Annotated in this window: 19 protein-coding genes; 13 read left to right on the plus strand and 6 right to left on the minus strand. The window is 65.6% G+C overall.

All coding sequences use genetic code 11. The features are described 5' to 3' along the window. Window positions 1–265 precede the first annotated feature (265 nt). The 8 genes from GDN70_RS29985 to GDN70_RS30015 all read left to right on the plus strand — a co-directional run bounded on the left by GDN70_RS29985 (window position 266) and on the right by GDN70_RS30015 (window position 7,886). Entirely contained in the window at window positions 266–3,187 is a 2,922-nt protein-coding gene (locus GDN70_RS29985; protein WP_152103382.1) for a monovalent cation/H+ antiporter subunit A, read from the plus strand. Then, window positions 3,187–3,528 carry a Na+/H+ antiporter subunit C gene (locus tag GDN70_RS29990; protein ID WP_152103383.1) on the plus strand — a complete coding sequence of 114 codons (342 nt, stop codon included), beginning with the start codon at window positions 3,187–3,189 and terminating at the stop codon, window positions 3,526–3,528. Before GDN70_RS29985 ends, GDN70_RS29990 begins: the two co-directional genes overlap by 1 nt. Continuing rightward, complete coding sequence (locus GDN70_RS29995) at window positions 3,525–5,144, plus strand: monovalent cation/H+ antiporter subunit D (protein ID WP_152103384.1); 1,620 nt, start codon at window positions 3,525–3,527, stop codon at window positions 5,142–5,144. The genes GDN70_RS29990 and GDN70_RS29995 overlap by 4 nt, the downstream gene beginning before the upstream one ends. After that, window positions 5,141–5,629 carry a Na+/H+ antiporter subunit E gene (locus GDN70_RS30000; protein ID WP_152103385.1) on the plus strand — a complete coding sequence of 163 codons (489 nt, stop codon included), beginning with the start codon at window positions 5,141–5,143 and terminating at the stop codon, window positions 5,627–5,629. The genes GDN70_RS29995 and GDN70_RS30000 overlap by 4 nt, the downstream gene beginning before the upstream one ends. Beyond that, on the plus strand, window positions 5,626–5,907 hold the full coding sequence (locus tag GDN70_RS30005; protein ID WP_028141712.1) for a K+/H+ antiporter subunit F: 282 nt from the start codon (window positions 5,626–5,628) through the stop codon (window positions 5,905–5,907). Before GDN70_RS30000 ends, GDN70_RS30005 begins: the two co-directional genes overlap by 4 nt. Next, on the plus strand, window positions 5,904–6,254 hold the full coding sequence (gene mnhG, locus GDN70_RS30010; RefSeq protein WP_152103386.1) for a monovalent cation/H(+) antiporter subunit G: 351 nt from the start codon (window positions 5,904–5,906) through the stop codon (window positions 6,252–6,254). The genes GDN70_RS30005 and mnhG overlap by 4 nt, the downstream gene beginning before the upstream one ends. A 369-nt stretch (window positions 6,255–6,623) precedes the next feature. Next, window positions 6,624–6,794, plus strand: coding sequence for a hypothetical protein (locus GDN70_RS35235; protein ID WP_154694107.1), 171 nt, complete (start codon window positions 6,624–6,626; stop codon window positions 6,792–6,794). Window positions 6,795–6,983: 189 nt separating this feature from the next. Further along, window positions 6,984–7,886, plus strand: coding sequence for a universal stress protein (locus GDN70_RS30015; protein WP_152103387.1), 903 nt, complete (start codon window positions 6,984–6,986; stop codon window positions 7,884–7,886). Window positions 7,887–7,940: 54 nt separating this feature from the next. Here the strand turns inward: GDN70_RS30015 and GDN70_RS35240 are convergent, their stop codons facing one another. From GDN70_RS35240 to GDN70_RS30040, 6 genes are all read right to left on the minus strand, one after another. Further along, window positions 7,941–8,117, minus strand: a complete 177-nt coding sequence (locus GDN70_RS35240) for a hypothetical protein (RefSeq protein WP_173015891.1) — start codon at window positions 8,115–8,117, stop codon at window positions 7,941–7,943. 149 nt (window positions 8,118–8,266) lie between these two features. After that, window positions 8,267–9,037: a sulfite exporter TauE/SafE family protein gene (locus GDN70_RS30020; RefSeq protein WP_152103388.1), complete on the minus strand. Its 771-nt coding sequence runs from the start codon at window positions 9,035–9,037 to the stop codon at window positions 8,267–8,269. Next, window positions 9,034–10,302: a CCA tRNA nucleotidyltransferase gene (locus tag GDN70_RS30025; protein ID WP_038948318.1), complete on the minus strand. Its 1,269-nt coding sequence runs from the start codon at window positions 10,300–10,302 to the stop codon at window positions 9,034–9,036. Before GDN70_RS30025 ends, GDN70_RS30020 begins: the two co-directional genes overlap by 4 nt. A 10-nt stretch (window positions 10,303–10,312) precedes the next feature. After that, the gene (locus GDN70_RS30030) at window positions 10,313–10,576 is read right to left on the minus strand and encodes a DUF6111 family protein (protein WP_028141715.1); all 264 of its coding nucleotides are present in this window, start codon (window positions 10,574–10,576) and stop codon (window positions 10,313–10,315) included. Continuing rightward, on the minus strand, window positions 10,573–11,244 hold the full coding sequence (locus GDN70_RS30035; protein ID WP_038948319.1) for a CoA pyrophosphatase: 672 nt from the start codon (window positions 11,242–11,244) through the stop codon (window positions 10,573–10,575). The genes GDN70_RS30030 and GDN70_RS30035 overlap by 4 nt, the downstream gene beginning before the upstream one ends. Next, on the minus strand, window positions 11,241–11,852 hold the full coding sequence (locus tag GDN70_RS30040) for a DUF1285 domain-containing protein (RefSeq protein WP_028141717.1): 612 nt from the start codon (window positions 11,850–11,852) through the stop codon (window positions 11,241–11,243). The genes GDN70_RS30035 and GDN70_RS30040 overlap by 4 nt, the downstream gene beginning before the upstream one ends. Window positions 11,853–12,149: 297 nt before the next feature. On the opposite strand from GDN70_RS30040, the gene GDN70_RS30045 reads away from it, so the two are divergent. From GDN70_RS30045 to GDN70_RS30065, 5 genes are all read left to right on the plus strand, one after another. After that, window positions 12,150–13,148, plus strand: a complete 999-nt coding sequence (locus tag GDN70_RS30045; RefSeq protein ID WP_018323293.1) for a MoxR family ATPase — start codon at window positions 12,150–12,152, stop codon at window positions 13,146–13,148. Beyond that, window positions 13,148–14,092 carry a DUF58 domain-containing protein gene (locus GDN70_RS30050; RefSeq protein WP_038972158.1) on the plus strand — a complete coding sequence of 315 codons (945 nt, stop codon included), beginning with the start codon at window positions 13,148–13,150 and terminating at the stop codon, window positions 14,090–14,092. The genes GDN70_RS30045 and GDN70_RS30050 overlap by 1 nt, the downstream gene beginning before the upstream one ends. After that, window positions 14,089–16,893: a DUF4159 domain-containing protein gene (locus tag GDN70_RS30055; RefSeq protein WP_038972159.1), complete on the plus strand. Its 2,805-nt coding sequence runs from the start codon at window positions 14,089–14,091 to the stop codon at window positions 16,891–16,893. Before GDN70_RS30050 ends, GDN70_RS30055 begins: the two co-directional genes overlap by 4 nt. A 7-nt stretch (window positions 16,894–16,900) precedes the next feature. Beyond that, window positions 16,901–18,964, plus strand: coding sequence for a membrane protein (locus GDN70_RS30060; protein WP_038972160.1), 2,064 nt, complete (start codon window positions 16,901–16,903; stop codon window positions 18,962–18,964). Window positions 18,965–19,102: 138 nt separating this feature from the next. Next, complete coding sequence (locus GDN70_RS30065; protein WP_038972161.1) at window positions 19,103–19,507, plus strand: DUF2946 family protein; 405 nt, start codon at window positions 19,103–19,105, stop codon at window positions 19,505–19,507. The last annotated feature ends 11 nt before the right edge of the window (window positions 19,508–19,518 follow it).

Raw genomic sequence — 19,518 nt, forward strand, 5'->3', positions numbered from 1 at the left:
GCGCACCTGCGATGGAACAACGAACGTTCCGGCAGATAGCGTGACACCGTTCCGAATTTCCGCCACGTCGAGATGAGTGGCTGGCGCACATCGCGCCCCGGGGCTTCTATGCTCTGCGCGGCGCTCTCGCGGCCGCAATTTCCGCCCGCTCAAGTCGGCACCATCGCGAAAATCTAGCAGTAGAGATATCCGCCCGCGTCGGCTAAGCAATTGAGGACCAGCGGACGACCTCTCGCCACCTCGCAGTTTGGGGCAATGAACGCAAATGTTCCTCCTTGCCGTTCTCGTCCTTCCTTTCGCCGGAAGCTTCATTGCCGCCCTGTTGCAGGTCAATGCGCGCAACGCCGAGGCATGGCTCGCCGGAGGAGTTGCACTCGCCGCGTTCGGCCTCATCGCCACGGCTTATCCCGATGTCGCGAATGGTGGCGTCATCGGGTGGCGAACGGAGTGGGTGCCCGAACTCGGACTCGCGTTTGCGCTGAGACTTGATGGCTTCGCATGGGCCTTCGCAATGCTGGTCACCGGAATTGGCTTTCTGGTGGTGCTGTATGCCCGCTACTATATGTCGGCAAGCGATCCCGTTCCGCGCTTCTTTTCCTTCCTGCTCGCGTTCATGGGCGCAATGCTGGGGATCGTATTCTCCGGCAACCTGTTGCAACTGGTTTTCTTCTGGGAACTGACCAGCCTGTTTTCGTTCTTGCTGATCAGCTACTGGCATCACAATTCGGCTGCAAGGGACGGCGCACGAATGGCGCTGGTGATCACTTCGACCGGCGGACTTTGCCTCTTCGCCGGCGTGCTGCTGATCGGTCACATCGTAGGCAGCTATGACCTGGACAAGGTGCTCGCTTCCGGAGACGCGATCCGTTCGCACGCGCTCTATGTCCCTGCACTCGTGCTGGTCCTGCTCGGCGCGCTGACCAAGAGCGCCCAATTTCCGTTCCATTTTTGGCTGCCGCACGCGATGGCGGCTCCGACGCCCGTATCCGCTTATCTCCATTCGGCAACGATGGTGAAGGCGGGCGTGTTTCTTTTGGTCAGGCTCTGGCCGGCCCTGGGCGGATCGAACGAATGGTTGTGGCTGGTGGGATCGGCTGGTTTGATCACCTTTCTCTTGGGAGCATTTCTCGCGGTGTTCCAGCAGGATTTGAAGGGGCTGCTGGCCTACTCGACGATCAGCCACCTCGGCTTGATCACGCTCCTGACCGGACTGGATACGCCGTTCGGGCAGATCGCAGCGATCTTCCACATCATGAACCATGCCACGTTCAAGGCATCGCTGTTCATGGCCGCGGGCATCATCGATCACGAAACCGGCACTCGCGACATTCGCCGCTTGAGCGGTCTCTGGGCGTTCATGCCGATCACGGCGACTCTGGCCATGGTCGCCGCCGGGTCGATGGCCGGTGTGCCGCTGCTGAACGGATTCCTCTCGAAAGAGATGTTCTTCGCCGAGACGATCGAGATTCATGACAACTCGCTGGTCGATCGAGCGCTTCCCTATATCGTCACCGCCGCGAGCACTTTCAGCGTGGCCTATTCGCTCCGGTTCATTCGCGACGTGTTCTTCGGCCCGGCCCCGGTCGGCCTCCCGCGCACGCCTCACGAGCCCCCGCTCCTGATGCGACTTCCGGCCGAGCTTCTCGTGCTCGCATGTATCGTCGTGGGCATCGCTCCCGCGTTAACCGTCGCACCGATCCTCGATACCGCTGCTGGAGCAGTTCTCGGTTCCAGGATGCCGGAGTACAGCCTGAGAATATGGCATGGCTTTACCCCCGAACTGCTGATGAGCATCCTGGCGATGGTGGGTGGGGTGGGCGTCTATGTGATGCTGCGCTCCTACCTCCTCGTCAACGAGGGACCGCCCTTGCTCGGCCGCTTCAGCGGCAAGCAGATCTTTGACTGGATGATGGTGACGTTATCCTGGCGACTTGCACGCTGGCTGGCGAGCAAGCTCGGGACGAGACATCTCCAGCCACAGTTGAGGATCCTGGCCGGCGTGGCGTTCGTCGCTGCCCTGCTGCCACTCTATTCACGTGGCATCATGCTGGCGAATCCCTTAGGGGCCAAGTTTGACCTCGCCTTTGCATTGCTCTGGGCGGTGGGCGCTGCCTGCGCCATCGGCGCTGCGGTCCAGGCTAAATTCCATCGCGTCGTCGCGCTGATCCTGCTCGGGACTGCCGGTCTCGTGACCTGCGTCAGCTTCGTGTGGCTGTCCGCTCCCGATGTCGCGCTGACGCAGATCGTCGTCGAGACGGTGACGACGGTTCTCCTGTTGCTCGGCTTGCGATGGTTGCCGAAGCGCGTCGCACCGGTCGACGCGAGCCAGGCCGCCGGCAGGATTCGATGGCACCGCGTGCGTGACTTCGCTATCGCGCTCTTCGCCGGCGTCGGGCTGGCCGCGCTCGCGCTGGCAGTGATGCAGCACCCGGCTACGGACAGCATCTCGCGATACTTCGTCGAAAACGCGTACACGAAAGGTGGCGGAACCAACGTGGTCAACGTCATCCTGGTGGACTTCCGCGGATTCGATACGATGGGCGAGATCACGGTGCTCGCGGTCGTTGCACTGACCGTCTACGCTCTCTTGCGCCGCTTCCGTCCGGCGCCCGAGAGCATTCCCGTTCCCGAACAGCAGCACGCGCAGGATAGCCACGACGAAGCGCATCCCGATCGACAGAAGGGAGACACTGCCAAGGATACAACGGAGACTGCGGCCCTGATGATGGGGCTGCTGTTTCCGGTGATCGGCGTCGTGGCGATCTTCCTCCTGTTGCGCGGGCATGACCTTCCAGGCGGAGGCTTCGTGGCAGGCGTCGCAATGGCGACCGCGTTCATCCTGCAGTACATGGCTCGCGGCACGGCATGGGTGGAAGCTCGTCTTCACGTCATGCCCGTGCGCTGGATGGGCTTCGGGCTTCTGTTGGCGGGGGGCACGGGAGCCGCCGCCTGCGTCCTCGGATACCCCTTCCTGACCTCGTACTTTGCGTATGCCGAGCTGCCTCTGGTCGGCCGTGTCCCGATGGCCAGCGCCTTCCTTTTCGACATCGGCGTGTTCTCGCTCGTGGTCGGTGCCACGGTGCTGATGCTCATCGCAATCGCGCATCAATCGTTGCGTCGCTACGGAGGTCCACTCCAGACCGGCCAGCGCTTGCCCGGCGAGCGGTCGAAGGAGGAACTGGTCTGATGGAGCTCGTGCTGGCGATCGGTATCGGTACGCTTGCGGCGTCCGGCGTGTGGCTGATCCTCCGGCCGCGCACGTTTCAAGTCATCATCGGGCTGTCATTGCTCTCTTACGCCGTCAATCTCTTCATCGTGGCCGTGGGGCGGGTGCGGAGCGGGGCTCCGGTGCTTATCGCAAAGGAGATCGGCGATGTCGCCAAGCACGCTGATCCGGTCCCGCAGGCGCTAGTGCTGACTGCAATCGTCATCAGCTTCGCGACCACCGCCCTGTTCCTGGTGGTTCTGCTCGCATCGCGCGGCCTGGCACGGACCGATCATGTGGACGGTCAGGAGCCGGAAGCGTGAGCGGCGCTGCAAGTCTGGTCATCGCGCCAATCCTCCTGCCTTTGCTGGCAGGTGCCGGCATGCTGCTGCTCAACGGAGAAAGACACCGAGCCATCGTGGCAGGCCTCAATGTCACCGGAACCGTTGCACTCGTTTGCATCGCGGTGGTCTTGCTCGGAATGTCCGATGCAGGAACCAGGGAAGTCTACCGTCTGGGCAATTGGCCTGCTCCGTTCGGAATCGTCCTCGTTCTCGATCGGCTGTCCGCCCTCATGCTGCTCCTGACCAACGTCCTGGCGCTGGCCTCGGCGGTGTTCTCTCTTGCCCGTTGGCACCGGGCAGGCGCGCATTTCCATTCCCTGTTTCAATTCCTGCTGATGGGCCTCAACGGCGCCTTCCTCACCGGCGATCTTTTCAACCTGTTCGTGTTCTTCGAGCTGTTGCTGGCGGCATCATACGGCCTTCTGCTGCACGGTTCCGGCATTGCACGGGTGAAGGCGGGGCTGCATTACATCGTCGTGAACCTGGCGGCGTCGCTGTTGTTTCTGATCGGGGTCAGCCTGATCTACGGCGTCACCGGGACGCTCAACATGGCGGATCTCGCGGCAAGAGTGCCCGCCATCGCCGCCGAGAGCCGGGGCTTGCTCGAAGCAGGTGCGGGCGTGCTGGCGGTCGCCTTCCTGCTCAAGGCCGGAATGTGGCCTCTGAGCTTCTGGCTCCCGACGGCCTACGCAGCCGCAAGTCCGCCGGTGGCGTCGATCTTTGCGATCATGACGAAGGTCGGCGTGTATGTCTTACTGCGTCTGTCGCTTTTGCTTTTCGGCGAAGGCGCCGGCGCATCGGCCGGCTTCGGCAGCGACTGGCTATTGTGGGGCGGCTTGGCGACGACCCTGTTCGGAGCGATCGGCACGTTGGCATCGCAGGATACCGCACGCCTCGGCGGCTTTTCGGTGCTCGTATCCTCCGGAACGGTGCTCGCTGCCACGGGGATGGGACAGGTCGGCATCACCAGTGCAGCGCTCTTTTACCTGGTCAGCTCGACGCTCGGCATCAGCGCCTTCTTCCTTCTCGTCGAGCTCATCGAACGCGGCCGCGAACCTGGAGCGGACATGATCGCCGTCACCCGGGAAGCCTATGGAGAAGAGGACGAGACAGGCGAAGCGGAAGAGGACGTCGGCACCGCCATCGTAGCCACGATGGGCTTACTCGGCGTCGCTTTCATCGGCTGTGCGCTGGTCATCGCCGGGCTGCCTCCGCTGTCCGGCTTCATCGCTAAATTCGCGCTGCTCGCGGCGGCGCTCAATCCGACAGAGACGCATCAAAACGGCGCCGTTCCCGGCAGCGGATGGGCGCTCCTCGTTGTGCTGATCTTCTCTGGTTTCGCGACGTTGGTCGCGATGGCCCGCGCGGGAATCCGCATCTTCTGGGCCTCGCCCGATCGCACCGTGCCGCGCGTGCGCGTGATCGAGATGGCGCCGATCATGTTCCTGCTGATCATCTGCGCCGCCCAAACGGTCCTGGCCGGTCCCGTGATCCGTTTCATGCAGGCTACGGCACAATCTCTGCACGCGCCGGCGGGCAACGTCAGCGACGTCCTGGCCGCCCCCCAAGGCAGCCGAAAAGCGGGGGGCAAATGACACGCTTTCTGCCCTTTCCGATCGTGAGCTTCTGCCTTCTCGCATTGTGGCTGCTGCTCAATCAAGCAGCCACGCTCGGGCACATCCTCCTTGGCTGCATGGTCGCGCTCGTCGGCGGGCGGATTCTCACCGTGCTGGAGTTACCGAGCGTGCGGGTCAGACGACCCCGCGTCATTCTGCGACTGTTGGGGCTGGTCGCGGTCGACATCGTCCGCTCCAATCTGGCGGTTGGACAGATCGTTCTCGGTTTTGGACGGCGACAGCGAACGTCGGGGTTCGTGAAAATTCCCCTCGACATGCGCAACCCGTACGGGCTGGCCTCATTGGCTTGCATCATCACGTCGACCCCCGGAACGCTGTGGGTGAATTTCGACGCTCAGAAGGGTTCGTTGATGATCCATGTTCTGGACCTCGTCGATGAAAACGAGTGGATCCGCACGATCAAGGACCGCTACGAACGCCATCTGCTGGAGATATTCGAATGAGCCAGCTCATGCTGACCTACTCGCTCGTTGCCGCGCAAGTGCTGCTCGGGTTGGCGATCGGCTGCGGCGCCTTCCGCATCTTTCTAGGGCCGCGGGCACAGGATCGCGTCCTGGGCTTCGACACGTTGTCCGTGAACGCGATGTTGTTGCTTCTGACGTTCGGGATTCGATCCGGCGAAGCGCTTTATTTCGAGGCGGCTCTGGCCATGGCGCTGTTCGGCTTCGTCGCGACGGTTGCACTGGCCAAGTTTCTGCTCCGCGGCGAGGTGATCGAATGAACGGCATCGAACAATTGCCGCCCTGGACTGCGGTTCTCACGGCAGTTCTTCTGCTCACTGGCGCGGCCGTCACGCTTGTCGGTTCGCTCGGCCTGTTGCGTCTCGGCACATTTTACGAGCGGGTCCATGCGCCGACGCTGGGGACGACGCTCGGCACCGTCTTCATCGCGGCCGCTTCGATGGTCTACTTCTCGGTCCTGCAGAGCAGACCGGTGTTGCACGAAATCCTGATTGTAGGGCTTGGCGTCGTGACCACCCCTATCGCGCTGACTGTGTTGGTCGGCGCAGCCCGATTCCGCGATACCGCCGAACAAAGTCCGCCAGCGCGTGAACCAGAGAATAATTAGGACGAAGCACACGGCGCCACAAACGACCACGCGCTGATTGCAGGCGGATCTGCGGATCGGCCAAGGCCGGCTAAATGTCGCATTTGATTCTCGCGGCGAATGCCTACGTCTAGCGCGTGGATGATGCCGAGCTGCGCGCGAGTTCGCCGCAACCTTCAGCCGGCCGTGCGACCGGAGCAATTGGCTCCGCGTTCGGCACGCGCCGCACTTCCGAGGGGCGAGGCTTCAGACACGCCAGCAATGCGGGATGCCGCTCGGAAATCGGCCGCATCCCAAACAGAGGCCGTGATGACCAAAGTGCCACGAGATCGAATTCAGGGGAACCGGCTGCAGATCGGCCGGTGACCCGGGCGATTGCGGATCGCCCGGGTGCGGCAACTCGACGATTCCAAACCAAGCCGGGAGTTCCTCATGTCGGTATTTTCAGCGTTGCTCGTCCTGACCTCGTGGATGATGTTCATCTGGATTTGCGATCCCGACGGATTCCGCGCGGCATTTGCGCGCCGTCCGCCGCCGATTCCTCGCGATCCGAAAAGGTGACTTTGGAGGGTGCTTTGTCACCCCCTGCCGCCGTGTCCACCATTTGCTTTTGACCGCGACGCGTTACCGCGCTCCGCCTCTCGCGGCGGGTCCGCGCGTTCGCGGGCATGAGCCGCTTCCAAGCCAATCGAATTTCCGCCGCTGGCACGAAATCGACTTGCCATCGTTGGCCAATATGAGGGTCCTGACATGATCATCGTCGCTGCGACGGATTTCTCTACGCGCTCCCATCGCGCGCTCCGGCAAGCTGGCCTTCTGGCTCGCTCCCGCCGTGCCGAGCTGCACCTTGTTCACGTCGTTGATGAAGACCAGCCGGCCGATCTGGTCCGCATGGAAGAGCGGGAGGCACAGCGGGTGCTGGTGGAGCAGATCGGGTCCATGCCCGAGCTGCATGACGCTCGCTGCTATCCGACCGTCGTCAAGGGCCATCCCTTCGACGGGATATTGCGCGCGGCCGCAGCAGTCGGCGCAGATCTCATCGTGATGGGCGGCCATCGCAAGCAATTTTTGCGCGATATTTTTACAGGGACCACCATCGAACGTGTCATTCGCGGTGGAAAATATCCCGTGCTGATGGTGAACAACGAGGCCCAGCGGCGCTATGAACGGGTTGTGGTGCCGGTCGACATGTCAGAAACATCGGCTGAAGCAATCCGCATCGGCCTGTCCACCGGACTTCTGGAAGAAGACGGAGCGACGCTTCTTCACGCCTTCTCGCCGATGGCCAAGACGCGATTGATCAGCTCTGGGGCTAGCTCGGCCGTCATCACCGGATATGTCGAGAGCGAACGTCACAGGGCAATGGAGGAACTGACCAGTTTTCTGGTGACCAACGAGTTCGGCACGCGACGATGGTCTCTTCGCGTCGGCGAAGGCGGACCCATGCAGATCATCACCCGTGCCGTCGAGGAGAAGCGGCCCGACATGCTCGTGATGGGTACGCACGGCCGATCCGGATTGCTTCGGGCGTTGATCGGGAGCGTAACGGAGGAAGTCCTGCGCTCGCTGAACGTGGACGTCCTGGTCGTCCCCCCCGCCAGCCCCAAGCTCGGGATGGCCAAGGAGGCAGTCGCGCCCGAACCGAAGGCGTGAAGCGTGCCGTGGCTCATCCCCGTGCCGCTCACAGGGCCGAGAGGGGCGCCGAACCTAGCGGCGTCGTCGTTCGGCGTCGCGGGCAGCCAACCTTGGTGCGGTTCGTCTGATCGGACTCCGCGTGATTTTCGGCGGATCACTGGCTGGAAACGTCTGCTGCAATTGTCGATCGAGTTCCTCGTCGAGTTCACGCTTCTCCCGCTGCTCCGGCGTCTCGTACTGCTTGGGCATAGCCTAATCTCCACGTCTGGCACTTGGCTACCAACCGGTCTGCCACCAGGATTGTGACGCCAAAGTCCAGAGTCAACGCAATGAAGCGAAAGGTGTTGCGTTCAAGCTTCAACGATATTCAGACGGGTCCTCGGCACTGAAGGAAGCAGCTACCCGATCAGTTGCCTCACCGCCGCCGAGATCATCACCAGCCCTCCGGTGATCACCGCGGCATCGAGGATCACGGTGTGGATGTGCACCGGCATCCGCTCCACGAAGGCCTTTGCCAGGAACGCGCCGGGGATCGCGATCGCTCCGATCAGCAGCGCGAAGGCGAGCACCTGCGCGGTCACGGCACCGGCGAGGCCGAACACCGAGATCTTGATGAGGCCGGTGCCGAGCGAGATCATCGCGTCTGTTGCGATCACGGCGGCGCCTTCGAGGCCTGCGGCCATCAGCAGCGACAGCAGGATCACGCCTGAGCCCGAGGTGCCGCCGACCAGCACGCCGTAGCCGACCGACCCGGCGGCAAGGCCGCTGTCGCCGATCTTGACCTTTCGGCGGCGGAGGACGCGGCGCAGCGGCACGCTCAGGATCAGCATGGTGCCGATCACGAGCGCCGCGCCGGCATTGGTGAGACGCGTATAGCCGTAGGCGCCGAGTGCGGTCGTCAGCGCGGCGCAGGCGAGCACGATCAGCGCGCGGCGGCGGTCGGCGTAGCGCAAGTAAGCAACGGCTCGGCTGGAATTGGTGAAGATGGCGGAGATCGCGATGATCGGCACCACCGGCTCGGCGCCGACCAGCGGCACCAGCACCAGCGGCATCAGGGCGCCGGTGCCGTAGCCGGCGAGACCACCGATGATCGAAGCAAACAACGCCATCAACGCCACCAGCAGGAGCTGAAAGATCGAGATGTCGGCGAAGCCTGAGACGATGGTCACGTTCTCTCGTCGCGGCTGATGCGTGCCGCAGCTTGATCGGCGATGGAAGCAAGTGCGGCTTCCTCTAAGGGAAAATCCGCCGCAAGCCAAGCGTCCTCGGCGAGCGTCAACACATGTCCGAGCGCTGGTCCTTCGGCCAGACCGCGCGCGATGAAGTCGGCGGCCTTCAGCGGAAATTTCGGCGCAGTCCAGCGCTGCGGCAGCTCGGCGAGAGCGCGCCAGCGCATCGAGGTGACGTCGCCACCGGCGCGCGCCCAGCCGAGCAACACACGATCGTGATAGCGCTCGGGGCCGAGCCGATAGAGCAGCCGCCGTGCATTGGCCTCATCCTTGGCGGCGAAGCGCCACCAGCGGTGGCCCATCGAATCCAGTGCCTTGGTCTCGGCATTGGAGAGCCGCAGACGCGCGGCGACGCGCTTGGCATCCTCGGTCACGGCGACGGTCAGCGCGGCGAGGCGCCGCGTGCTGCTGGCGATGAGGCCGAGTTCGCGCTCGATCGCGATCATCGCCGACAGCGGCCCGGTATAGGCAACGCCGCCGATCAGCGCTTGCAGCAATCCGCCCTCGGCCATGGCCAGCACGGCCGCGGATGCGCCGCCGGCCACCAGCAGCTTCAGCATCTCCATGCGCACCCGCTCGGCCGAGAGGCTGGCAAGACCCGCACGCCCCCGGATGCAGGCGAGATAGCCGTCGCGGTCGGGATCGCCGGCACCAAAGGCGGCGTGGATGCGGAAGAAGCGCAGGATGCGCAAATAATCTTCAGTGATGCGCTGGTCGGGATCGCCGATGAAGCGCACGCGGCGCGCTTTGGCATCCGCGATGCCGCCGACATGGTCGTAGACGACGCCGCGCGCATCGACCGACAGGCCGTTCATGGTGAAGTCGCGCCGCTCGGCGTCCTTGACCCAGTCGCGGCCGAACGCGACCTTGGCCTTGCGGCCGAAGGTTTCGGTGTCCTCGCGCAGGGTCGTGACTTCATAGGGGTGGCTGTCGATCACCAGCGTGACGGTGCCGTGGTCGATGCCGGTCGGCACGCTCTTGATGCCGGCGGCCTTGGCGCGCCGGATCACCTCCTCCGGCCGCGCGGTGGTCGCGATGTCGATGTCGCCGGGCTGAAGACCGAGCAGCGCGTTGCGTACGGCGCCGCCGACCACGCGCGCTTCCTCGCCGTCGACGTTGAGCAATTGCAGGACGCGCGCGGTCCCGCCTGCGGTCAGCCAGGGCGCATCGGCAAGAATCGGGGCAAGTATCGGCTCCGCGCTCATCGTGCGGCCCCTATTTTTCCACGCCCGGCACCAGCCGGCCGTTCTCGATATGGGCGGGAACGTAAGTCGAATCCGGAGCGGCGCCGGAGAAGTGCGCAAGTCCGATCAGGCCCGCAATGACCAGCACGATCGCCGCCAGCGCAAGACGCGCGACGACCGCGACCGGCCAGGAGGAACGCGCGAACAGGCCGGACCGCGTCGCGGCCAGGAACAATGCGTAGACGGCAAAGGGAATGAGGAAGATTCCGATCTCGGTCAGAACCGGCCGGATCATGATGAATAGATCCGCTCATACAGCACACGCAGCATGCCGGCCGTCGCACCCCAGATGTAGCGTTCCGCGAACGGCATCGCGTAGTAGAACCGCTCCATGCCGCGGAATTCCTTGCTGTGCACCTGGTGGTTCACTGGGTTCATCAGGAAGGATAGCGGCACCTCGAACGCATCATCAACCTCGGAATGGTTGATGGTGAGCTCGAAGCCGGGCCTGACCCTGGCGACCGTCGGCAGGATGCGGAAGCCGAAGGCGGTGCCGTAGAGATCGAGATAACCGATCGGCTCGACGAAGTCTCTGGACAGCCCGACCTCCTCCTCGGCCTCGCGCAGCGCCGCGTCCAGCGGCGAGGAATCGGTGGCGTCGATCTTGCCGCCGGGGAAAGCGATCTGGCCGGCATGGTCGTTGAGATGCGCCGAGCGCTGCGTCAGCAAGATGGTCGGCTCGGGATGATCGACCACCGCGATCAGGACCGCCGCGGGGCGCACCGGCTGCTCGCGCGCGACGATCTCGAGCATCTTGTCGGTGCCGGGATCGCCCGAGGCGGGAATGATGTTCGGATCGTAGAGGCCGAGCGGAACGTCGAAGCCGAGCTTCGCCCTGGAGCGGGCGAAGAAATCCGCCGCGCCGGCGGCGACAGGATCGCTCTTCAAGATAGGCTTGTTCAAAGCGCGGCCCTCACCTGCTCCGCATCGGCCATGGCGAAGAATTCGCCAGCCGATTCGACGCCGAACATCGGCTGGCCATCGACCATCCGCTCCTCGCCCATGTCAACCAGATCGTAATAGAGCGCCCTTGTGACCTTGGCCCAGAGCTCGGCGCGAACGTGCAGATACGGCGTCAGCCCGCCGTCCCTGGCCTGCTCGAAACGCAGCCGGTGCGTGGCATCGCAGGTGACCCAGTCGTCGACATTGGTGCGGAAGCGCAGCACGCGATGGTTGCCCTCGCCGTCCTTCTGCATCTCGACCGCCATGAAGGGCGCGTCGTCGACCCGGATGCCGACCTTCTCCACCGGCGTGACCAGGAAATGCTTGTCGCCCTCGCGCTTGAGGATGGTCGAGAACAGCCGCACCAGAGCGGGGCGCCCGATTGGCGTCCCCAAGTAGAACCAAGTACCATCGGAGGCGATTCGGATGTCGAGATCGCCGCAAAACGGCGGATTCCACAGATGCACCGGAGGCAGCCCCCTCTTGGCGCCTTCGGCATTGGCAGCACTTTTGGCGGCGGCAGTCAGCCCCTCAAGACCGCGATCGGCGCTCTGCCCTTGGTTCGCCATGGTTTGCCCTGACTTTGTCCTTTGGCACGATTGGTGCAGGCCTGACTTGTACGTCTACGTTGTAATCGGGTGCACGGTTCCACCCCGGATTAGTCCGGTGGGGGAGGTCGCCACTTCGTGATGCCGTACATAACCCGAAGCCGATAAGGTGGGGATAGGTTAATTCAACGAATACATGGCCTTCCTGCAAGTCTAGCATAGGCCCATGAGTTGACGTGATGATCTGACGTGATGATCCGTGACGTGGTGACGTGACGGCGCAAGCAAGCCGCGTGGCAGGCTGAAGGAGCTAAACGGATGGCGGAGAGTGTCGAGAAACTCGAGGACGGGATCGTTCGTTCGGCCGAGCAGGTGTCGAGCCAGATTCGCGCGGCGAAGGATGCGATCGCGTCCGTCATCTTCGGCCAGGATCGCGTGATCGAGAACACGCTGGTCACCATCCTCTCCGGCGGCCATGCGCTGCTGATCGGCGTGCCCGGCCTTGCCAAGACCAAGCTGGTCGAGACGCTCGGCGTGACGCTCGGTCTCGATGCCAAGCGCATCCAGTTCACGCCCGATCTGATGCCGTCGGACATTCTCGGCGCCGAGGTGCTGGATGAGAGCACCGCGGGGAGGCGCGCCTTCCGCTTCATCGCAGGTCCGGTGTTCGCGCAGCTCTTGATGGCGGACGAGATCAACCGCGCCAGCCCGCGCACGCAATCGGCGCTGCTGCAGGCGATGCAGGAGCAGCACATCACCGTGGCCGGCGCGCGCCACGATCTGCCGAAGCCTTTCCACGTGCTCGCGACGCAAAACCCGCTGGAGCAGGAAGGCACCTATCCGCTGCCCGAAGCGCAGCTCGACCGTTTCCTGATGGAGATCGACGTCGACTATCCCGATCGCGACGCCGAACGCCGCATCCTGTTCGAGACCACCGGCGCCGAGGAGACGCTGGCGAGGGGTTCGATGACCGCGGACGCGCTGATCACGGCGCAGCGGCTGATCCGGCGCCTGCCGGTCGGCGATTCCGTCGTCGAGGCGATCCTGTCGCTGGTGCGCTCGGCCCGTCCCGGTCCGGACGCCGGCGAAGCCGGCAAGTTCATCGCCTGGGGCCCCGGCCCGCGAGCCAGCCAATCCTTGATGCTGGCCGTGCGCGCGCGCGCGCTGATCGACGGACGCCTGGCGCCGTCGGTCGACGACGTGCTCGACCTCGCTGAACCCGTGCTGAAGCACCGCATGGCGCTGACGTTCCAGGCGCGCGCCGAGGGCCGCACGATTCCGGACGTGATCCGGCAATTGAAGACACGGATCGGTTGATGGCAGCGGAGAACGGGCACACAGCGAAGGAGATCATCGCGATCCGACGTGCCGATGGCGAAAGCCGCACGCTCGCAGCTTCCTTGCCGCGCCTGGTGCTCGAAGCCCGCCGCATCGCCGCCAACGTCATCCACGGCCTGCACGGAAGGCGCCGCGCCGGCTCCGGCGAGAATTTCTGGCAATACCGCCGCTTCGTCTCCGGCGAGCCGGCACAGAACGTCGACTGGCGCCGCTCGGCGCGCGACGACCATCTCTATGTCCGCGAGCTCGAATGGGAAGCCTCGCACACGGTGTGGATCTGGCCGGACCGCTCGCCGTCGATGGCGTTCGCCTCGAAGACCGCGCGCGAGTCCAAGCTCGAGCGCACGCTGATCGTCGCCTTCGCGCTGGCCGAGCTGCTGGTGTCCGGCGGCGAGCGTGTCGGCATTCCCGGCCTGATGGCGCCGACCGCGAGCCGCAGCGTGATCGACAAGATGGCGCAGGCGATGCTGCATGACGATGCCGACCGCCTCAGCCTGCCGCCGTCCTTTGTGCCGGCGGCGCTGGCCGAGATCATCGTGCTGTCGGATTTCTGGTCGCCGATCGCGGAAATCAAGACGACGCTCACAGGCCTCTCCGGCTCCGGCGCGCATGGCACGATGGTGCAAATCGTCGATCCCGCCGAAGAATCGTTCCCCTATTCCGGCCGCGTCGAGTTCGTCGAGCCGGAAGGCTTCGGCGTGATCACCGCCGGCCGCGCCGAGAGCTGGGCGCAGGATTACACCGCGCGGCTCGCGCTGCACCGCGACCAGATCCGCGCCGAGACCAACAAGCTGGACTGGCTGTTCACCACGCACGCCACCGACCGCTCCGCCGCCGAGCTGCTGCTGTTCCTGCATGCCGGCATGCAGGTGAGCAAGTCGGGCGCCCGCACCACGACGATCAAGGTGGGGCCGGCCGCATGATGGGACTGCCGCTCGCCTTCACCGAACCGCTGCTCCTGATCGGCCTCGTCAGCCTGCCCGTGCTGTGGTGGCTGCTGCGCGTGATGCCGCCGCGGCCGCGCCGCATCGAGTTTCCGCCGACGCGCCTGTTGTTCGACATCTCCCCCCGGGAGGAGACGCCCTCGCGGACGCCGTGGTGGCTGACCGCGTTGCGTCTCCTGGCAGCGGCTCTCGTCATTTTCGCGGCTGCCGGCCCGATCTGGAATCCGCAAGTTGGCGCAGCCGACAGCAAGGCGCAGCTGATGATCATGCTCGACGACGGCTGGAGCGCCGCGTCGCACTGGGACGTCAGGATCAGGGCCGCCGACGAGCTGATCGCCAATGCCGAAAACGACCGCCGCGCCATCGCGCTGGTGCCGCTATCCGAGCCGAACCGCGACATCACCCTGATGCCGGCGGGCGCGGCGCGCGTCGCGCTGCGGCAGCTCGCGCCAAAGCCCTATTCGATCGACCGCGTCGAGACGCTGGCCGCGGTCGACCGCTTCCTGAAAGCCACCGGCGACTGCGAGATCGCCTGGCTGTCCGACGGCGTCGACACCGGCCGCGGCGAGGACTTCGTCGCTGGCCTCGGCAAGACCGTCGGCGATCGCAGCCTGACCGTGTTCGAAGGCGGCACCTCCTCGCCGCTGGCGCTGGTCGCGGCCGAGAACGCCGCGGCGAAGATGACGGTGAAGGTGCTGCGCACCGACAGCGGCATCGCCATGGGCACCGTGCGCGCGCTGGACCAGAAGGCCTCGCCGATCGGAGAGGCCCGCTACACGTTCGGTCCGCAGGACAAGGAGACCGACGCTGCGTTCGATCTGCCGGTCGAGCTGCGCAACGACATCACGCGGCTCGAGATCTCGGGCGAGCGCTCCGCCGGCGCGGTGCAGCTGCTCGACAAGCGCTGGCGCCGCCGCGCCATCGGCATCGTCTCGGGTGCGACCAGCGAGACCGCGCAGCCGCTGCTGGCGCCGACCTTCTATCTCACCCGCGCGCTGGCGCCGTTCGCCGACGTCAGGCTCGCCGACAAGGGCTCGCCACAGCAGGGCATCACACAATTCTTGGACCAGAAACTGCCGATGATCATCCTCGCCGATGTCGGCACCATCGCGCCGGAGCTGCGCGAGCGCCTCAATGCCTGGGTCGACCAGGGCGGCGTGCTGGTGCGCTTCGCCGGCCCCCGGCTGGCGCAGGCCGAGGACGATCTCGTGCCGGTCAAGCTGCGCAAGGGCGGCCGCACGCTCGGCGGCAGCCTGACCTGGGAGAAGCCGCAGCATCTTGCGACCTTCGCGGCCGACGGACCGTTTGCCGGCGTCGCTGTCCCCAAGGATGTCACCGTGAGCCGCCAGGTGCTGGCCGAGCCCGATGCCGTGCTCGCCACCAAGAGCTGGGCCTCGCTGGAAGACGGCACGCCGCTGGTCACCGGCGAGCATCGCGGCAAGGGCCTCGTCAGCCTGTTCCACGTCAGCGCCGACATGCGCTGGTCGGATCTGCCGATGTCGGGCACCTTCGTCGAAATGCTCCGGCGGGTCGTCGACATGTCGGGCTACACGTCAAAGCCAGGCCCAGGCGTTGCCAGCGAAGCGACCATCGAGACGGTGGCGCCGCTGCACATTCTCGACGGTTTTGGCGCGTTCGGCCCGCCGCCGGCGACCGCAAAGCCGCTGCCCGCGGATTACCGCGACCGCGCCACGTCAGATCATCCTCCGGGCTTCTATGGCCCGGCCGAAGGACCGCTTGCCGTGAACACACTTGCCAGCGCCGACCGCATCGCCGCGCTCAACACCGCGAGCCTGCGCGCCCGGCACGCCACCTACACCAATGCCGAGCCGCGGGACCTGCGCGGCTGGCTGCTGTCGACGGCGCTCGCGCTGTTCCTGATCGACGCCATCATCGTCGCGGTGCTCGGCGGCGGGATCGCCGCGCTGCTGCGCCGCCGCGCAGCGCCCGCAATGATCGTGCTTGGCCTGCTGTTCGCCTCGCTCTCGCCCGCGCCGTCACGCGCCGACAGCGCCGCGGACGATTTCGCGATGAAGGCGACGTCGCAGACCCGCCTCGCCTATGTCGTCACAGGCAATGCCGACGTCGATTCCATCGTCAGGGCCGGCATGTCCGGACTGACGCTGTTCCTGGCGCAGCGCACCGCGCTCGAGGCCGGCGATCCCGTCGGCATCGACCCCGCGCGCGACGAACTCGCCTTCTTCCCGCTGATCTACTGGCCGATCGTGCCGGGCGCGCCCAAGCCGCCGCAGGACGCCATCAACAAGATCGACGCCTACATGAAGCAGGGCGGCACCGTGCTGTTCGACACCCGCGACGCGATCGAAGCGCCGCCGGGCGCCAACGGCGCCGCGCAGACCCCGGGCATGCAAACGCTGCGCGAGATCCTGTCGTCGCTCGACGTGCCCGAGCTCGAGCCGGTGCCGCGCGAGCACGTGCTGACCAAGACCTTCTACCTGCTGCGCGACTTCCCCGGTCGCTTCGTCACCGGCCAGACCTGGGTCGAGACCCTGCCGCGCGACGAGGACGAGGACAGCGCGCAGCGGCCGGCGCGCGGTGGCGACGGCGTCTCGCCGATCATCATCACCTCGAACGATCTTGCCGGCGCCTGGGCGGTGCGGCCCGACGGCCAGGCCATGCTGCCGGTGACCGGCGGCGACACCCGCCAGCGCGAATTCGCCTACCGCGCCGGCGCCAACATCGTGATGTACACGCTGACCGGCAATTACAAGGCCGACCAGGTGCACGCACCGGCCCTGATCGAACGGCTGGGGCAATAGGATTGAGATGAATTACGGCATCGCATTCACGCCGCTTGTCCCCGCGATCGTGCTGTGGATCGCGCTCGCCGCGATCGTCGTCATCGCGATCGTGCTGCTGGTCGCGCGCGCGCGCGGCGCCGCCGTGCGCGTGGCCGCGCTGGCGCTGTTCCTGCTCGCGCTCGCCAATCCCTCCTTCACCCGCGAGGACCGTGATCCCCTCACCTCGGTCGCGGCTGTCGTCGTCGACAAGAGCCCGAGCCAGAATTTCGGCAACCGCAATCGGGAGGCTGCGCAAGCGCAGGAAGCGCTGGTCGACAGCCTGAAGAAGGTCAAGGGGCTCGAAGTCCGTGTCGTTGAGGCCGGACAGGCCGACGGCGAGACCGACGGCACCAAGCTGTTCGGCGCCCTCGCCTCGGTCTTGTCGGACGTGCCGGTCGACCGGGTCGCCGGCGCGTTCCTGATCACCGACGGCCGCGTCCACGACATTCCGGCCAGCGCCACGGCGCTTGGCTTCCAGGCGCCGGTGCATGCGCTGATCACCGGCCAGAAGGACGAGCGCGACCGCCGCATCGCGATCACGGCCGCTCCGCGCTTTGGCATCGTCGGCCAGACCCAGACCATCAGCTACCGCCTCGACGACCAGGGCGTCACGGGCGAGCGCGCCAAGGTCACGATCCGCAGGGACGGCGAGGTCATCAACGAGCGCACGCTCTCGAGCGGCCAGGCTGCGAGCGTCGACGTCGACATCAAGCATGCCGGCCCGAACATCGTCGAGATCGAGGCCTCGCCGCTCGAGAGAGAGCTGACGCCGGTGAACAACCGCGCCGTCGTCGCCATCGACGGCGTGCGCGACAAGCTGCGCGTGCTGCTGGTCTCGGGCGAGCCGCATTCGGGCGAGCGGACCTGGCGCAATCTGCTCAAGTCCGACGCCAGCGTCGACCTCGTGCATTTCACCATTCTGCGTCCGCCGGAGAAGCAGGACGGCACGCCGATCAACGAATTGTCGCTGATCGCGTTTCCGACCCGCGAGCTGTTCCAGCAGAAGATCAACGAATTCCAGCTGATCATCTTCGATCGCTACGCCCGCCAGGGCGTGCTGCCGATCGCCTATTTCGACAACATCGCGCGCTATGTGCGCGGCGGCGGCGCGGTGCTGGTCTCGGCCGGCCCCGACTACGCCTCCAACACCAGCATCTGGCGCACGCCGCTGGATTCGGTGCTGCCGGCCGAGCCGGTCGGCGTGACGGAAAAACCGTTCTATGCGCATCTGTCCGACATCGGCAAACGCCACCCCGTCACGCGCGGCCTGGAGGGCTCCGCCAGCGAGCCGCCGCACTGGAGCCGCTTCTTCCGCACCGTCGACACCCGCAATTCCGTCAACCCGCCGGTGATGACGGGGGCGGACGGCAAGCCGCTTCTGTTCCTGTCGCGCTTCGGCGAGGGCCGCGTCGCGCTTCTGCTCTCCGACCACATCTGGCTGTGGGCGCGCGGCTATGAGGGCGGCGGCCCGCACCTGGATCTGCTCAGGCGGATGTCGCACTGGCTGATGAAGCAACCGGACCTCGACGAAGAGGCGCTGCGTCTGCAGGTGCAGGGCAAGAACCTCGTCGTGGTGCGTCAGACCATGGCCGACAGCGTCCAGCCGGTGAGCGTCACCTCGCCATCAGGCGTGTCGCAGGATCTGACGCTGAGCCCCGGCGATCCCGGCGAGTGGCGCGCCAGCCTTCCCGCGAGCGAGCTCGGCCTGTGGCAGGCTACCGACGGCACGCTGAAGGCGCTGATCAATGTCGGCCCGACCAATCCGAAGGAGTTTTCGGAGGTCACCTCCACCATCGATACCTTGAAGCCGTTGACACAGGCGACCGGCGGCAACGCCGTGCGGGTGGCCAGCGGCGCCGATGTCGAGCTGCCGCGCATCCTGCCGGTGCGCTCGGCCAGCGTCTTTGCCGGCGACGGCTGGATGGGGGTGCGGATGCGCGACGCCAGCGTCGTCAAGGGCGTCGGCGTGCTGCCGATCTTCGCCGGCCTGATCGGGCTATTGCTGCTGCTCGGTGCCTTCGCCGCGACATGGGTGCGCGAAGGACGGTGACCTCGATCCGTTGCTCGAACGACACATCGGCCCGCCACCGGCGCTGGCCGGTCTGAGTGCGATTGACATCCGCAGACCGATCGGGCGATGTTATATTGTTACATCGCGATATCTCGCGATGCGGGGTGGCGTTTCCAGATGAAGTGGTTCCGGTCGAATATCAGGCACGGCGCCCGGCTCGCGTTGTTCGCGATGCTGGTGCAGTTCGCGCTGACGTTCGGGCACAGCCACTGGTTCGCGCAGGCCGCGCCGCTTGCCCAGACTTCGCTCCAGCAGACCGATAGCGCCAACGGCGTTGCTGCGGTCGACCGCGCCGCGGTCCAGAAGCAATCGCCCGCCGCTCCCGACCGCGAGCATCAAGGCGAGGACAATTGCGCGATCTGCGCCGTCGTCGCGATGGCGGGCACCGTCATATCGGCGACGCCGCCGGTGCTGCTGCTGCCGCAGGCGATCGAGCTGCTCCACCGCACCACTGATGCCGAATTTCTCCATCTGAAATCGGCCGGCACGGCATTCCAGCCGCGCGCCCCTCCCGCGTCCTGACTCTCAACATC

Origin of the sequence: Bradyrhizobium sp. TM102, from assembly GCF_009176685.1 — a bacterium.
In the GTDB taxonomy this organism is placed as follows: Bacteria; Pseudomonadota; Alphaproteobacteria; order Rhizobiales; family Xanthobacteraceae; genus Bradyrhizobium; species Bradyrhizobium ottawaense.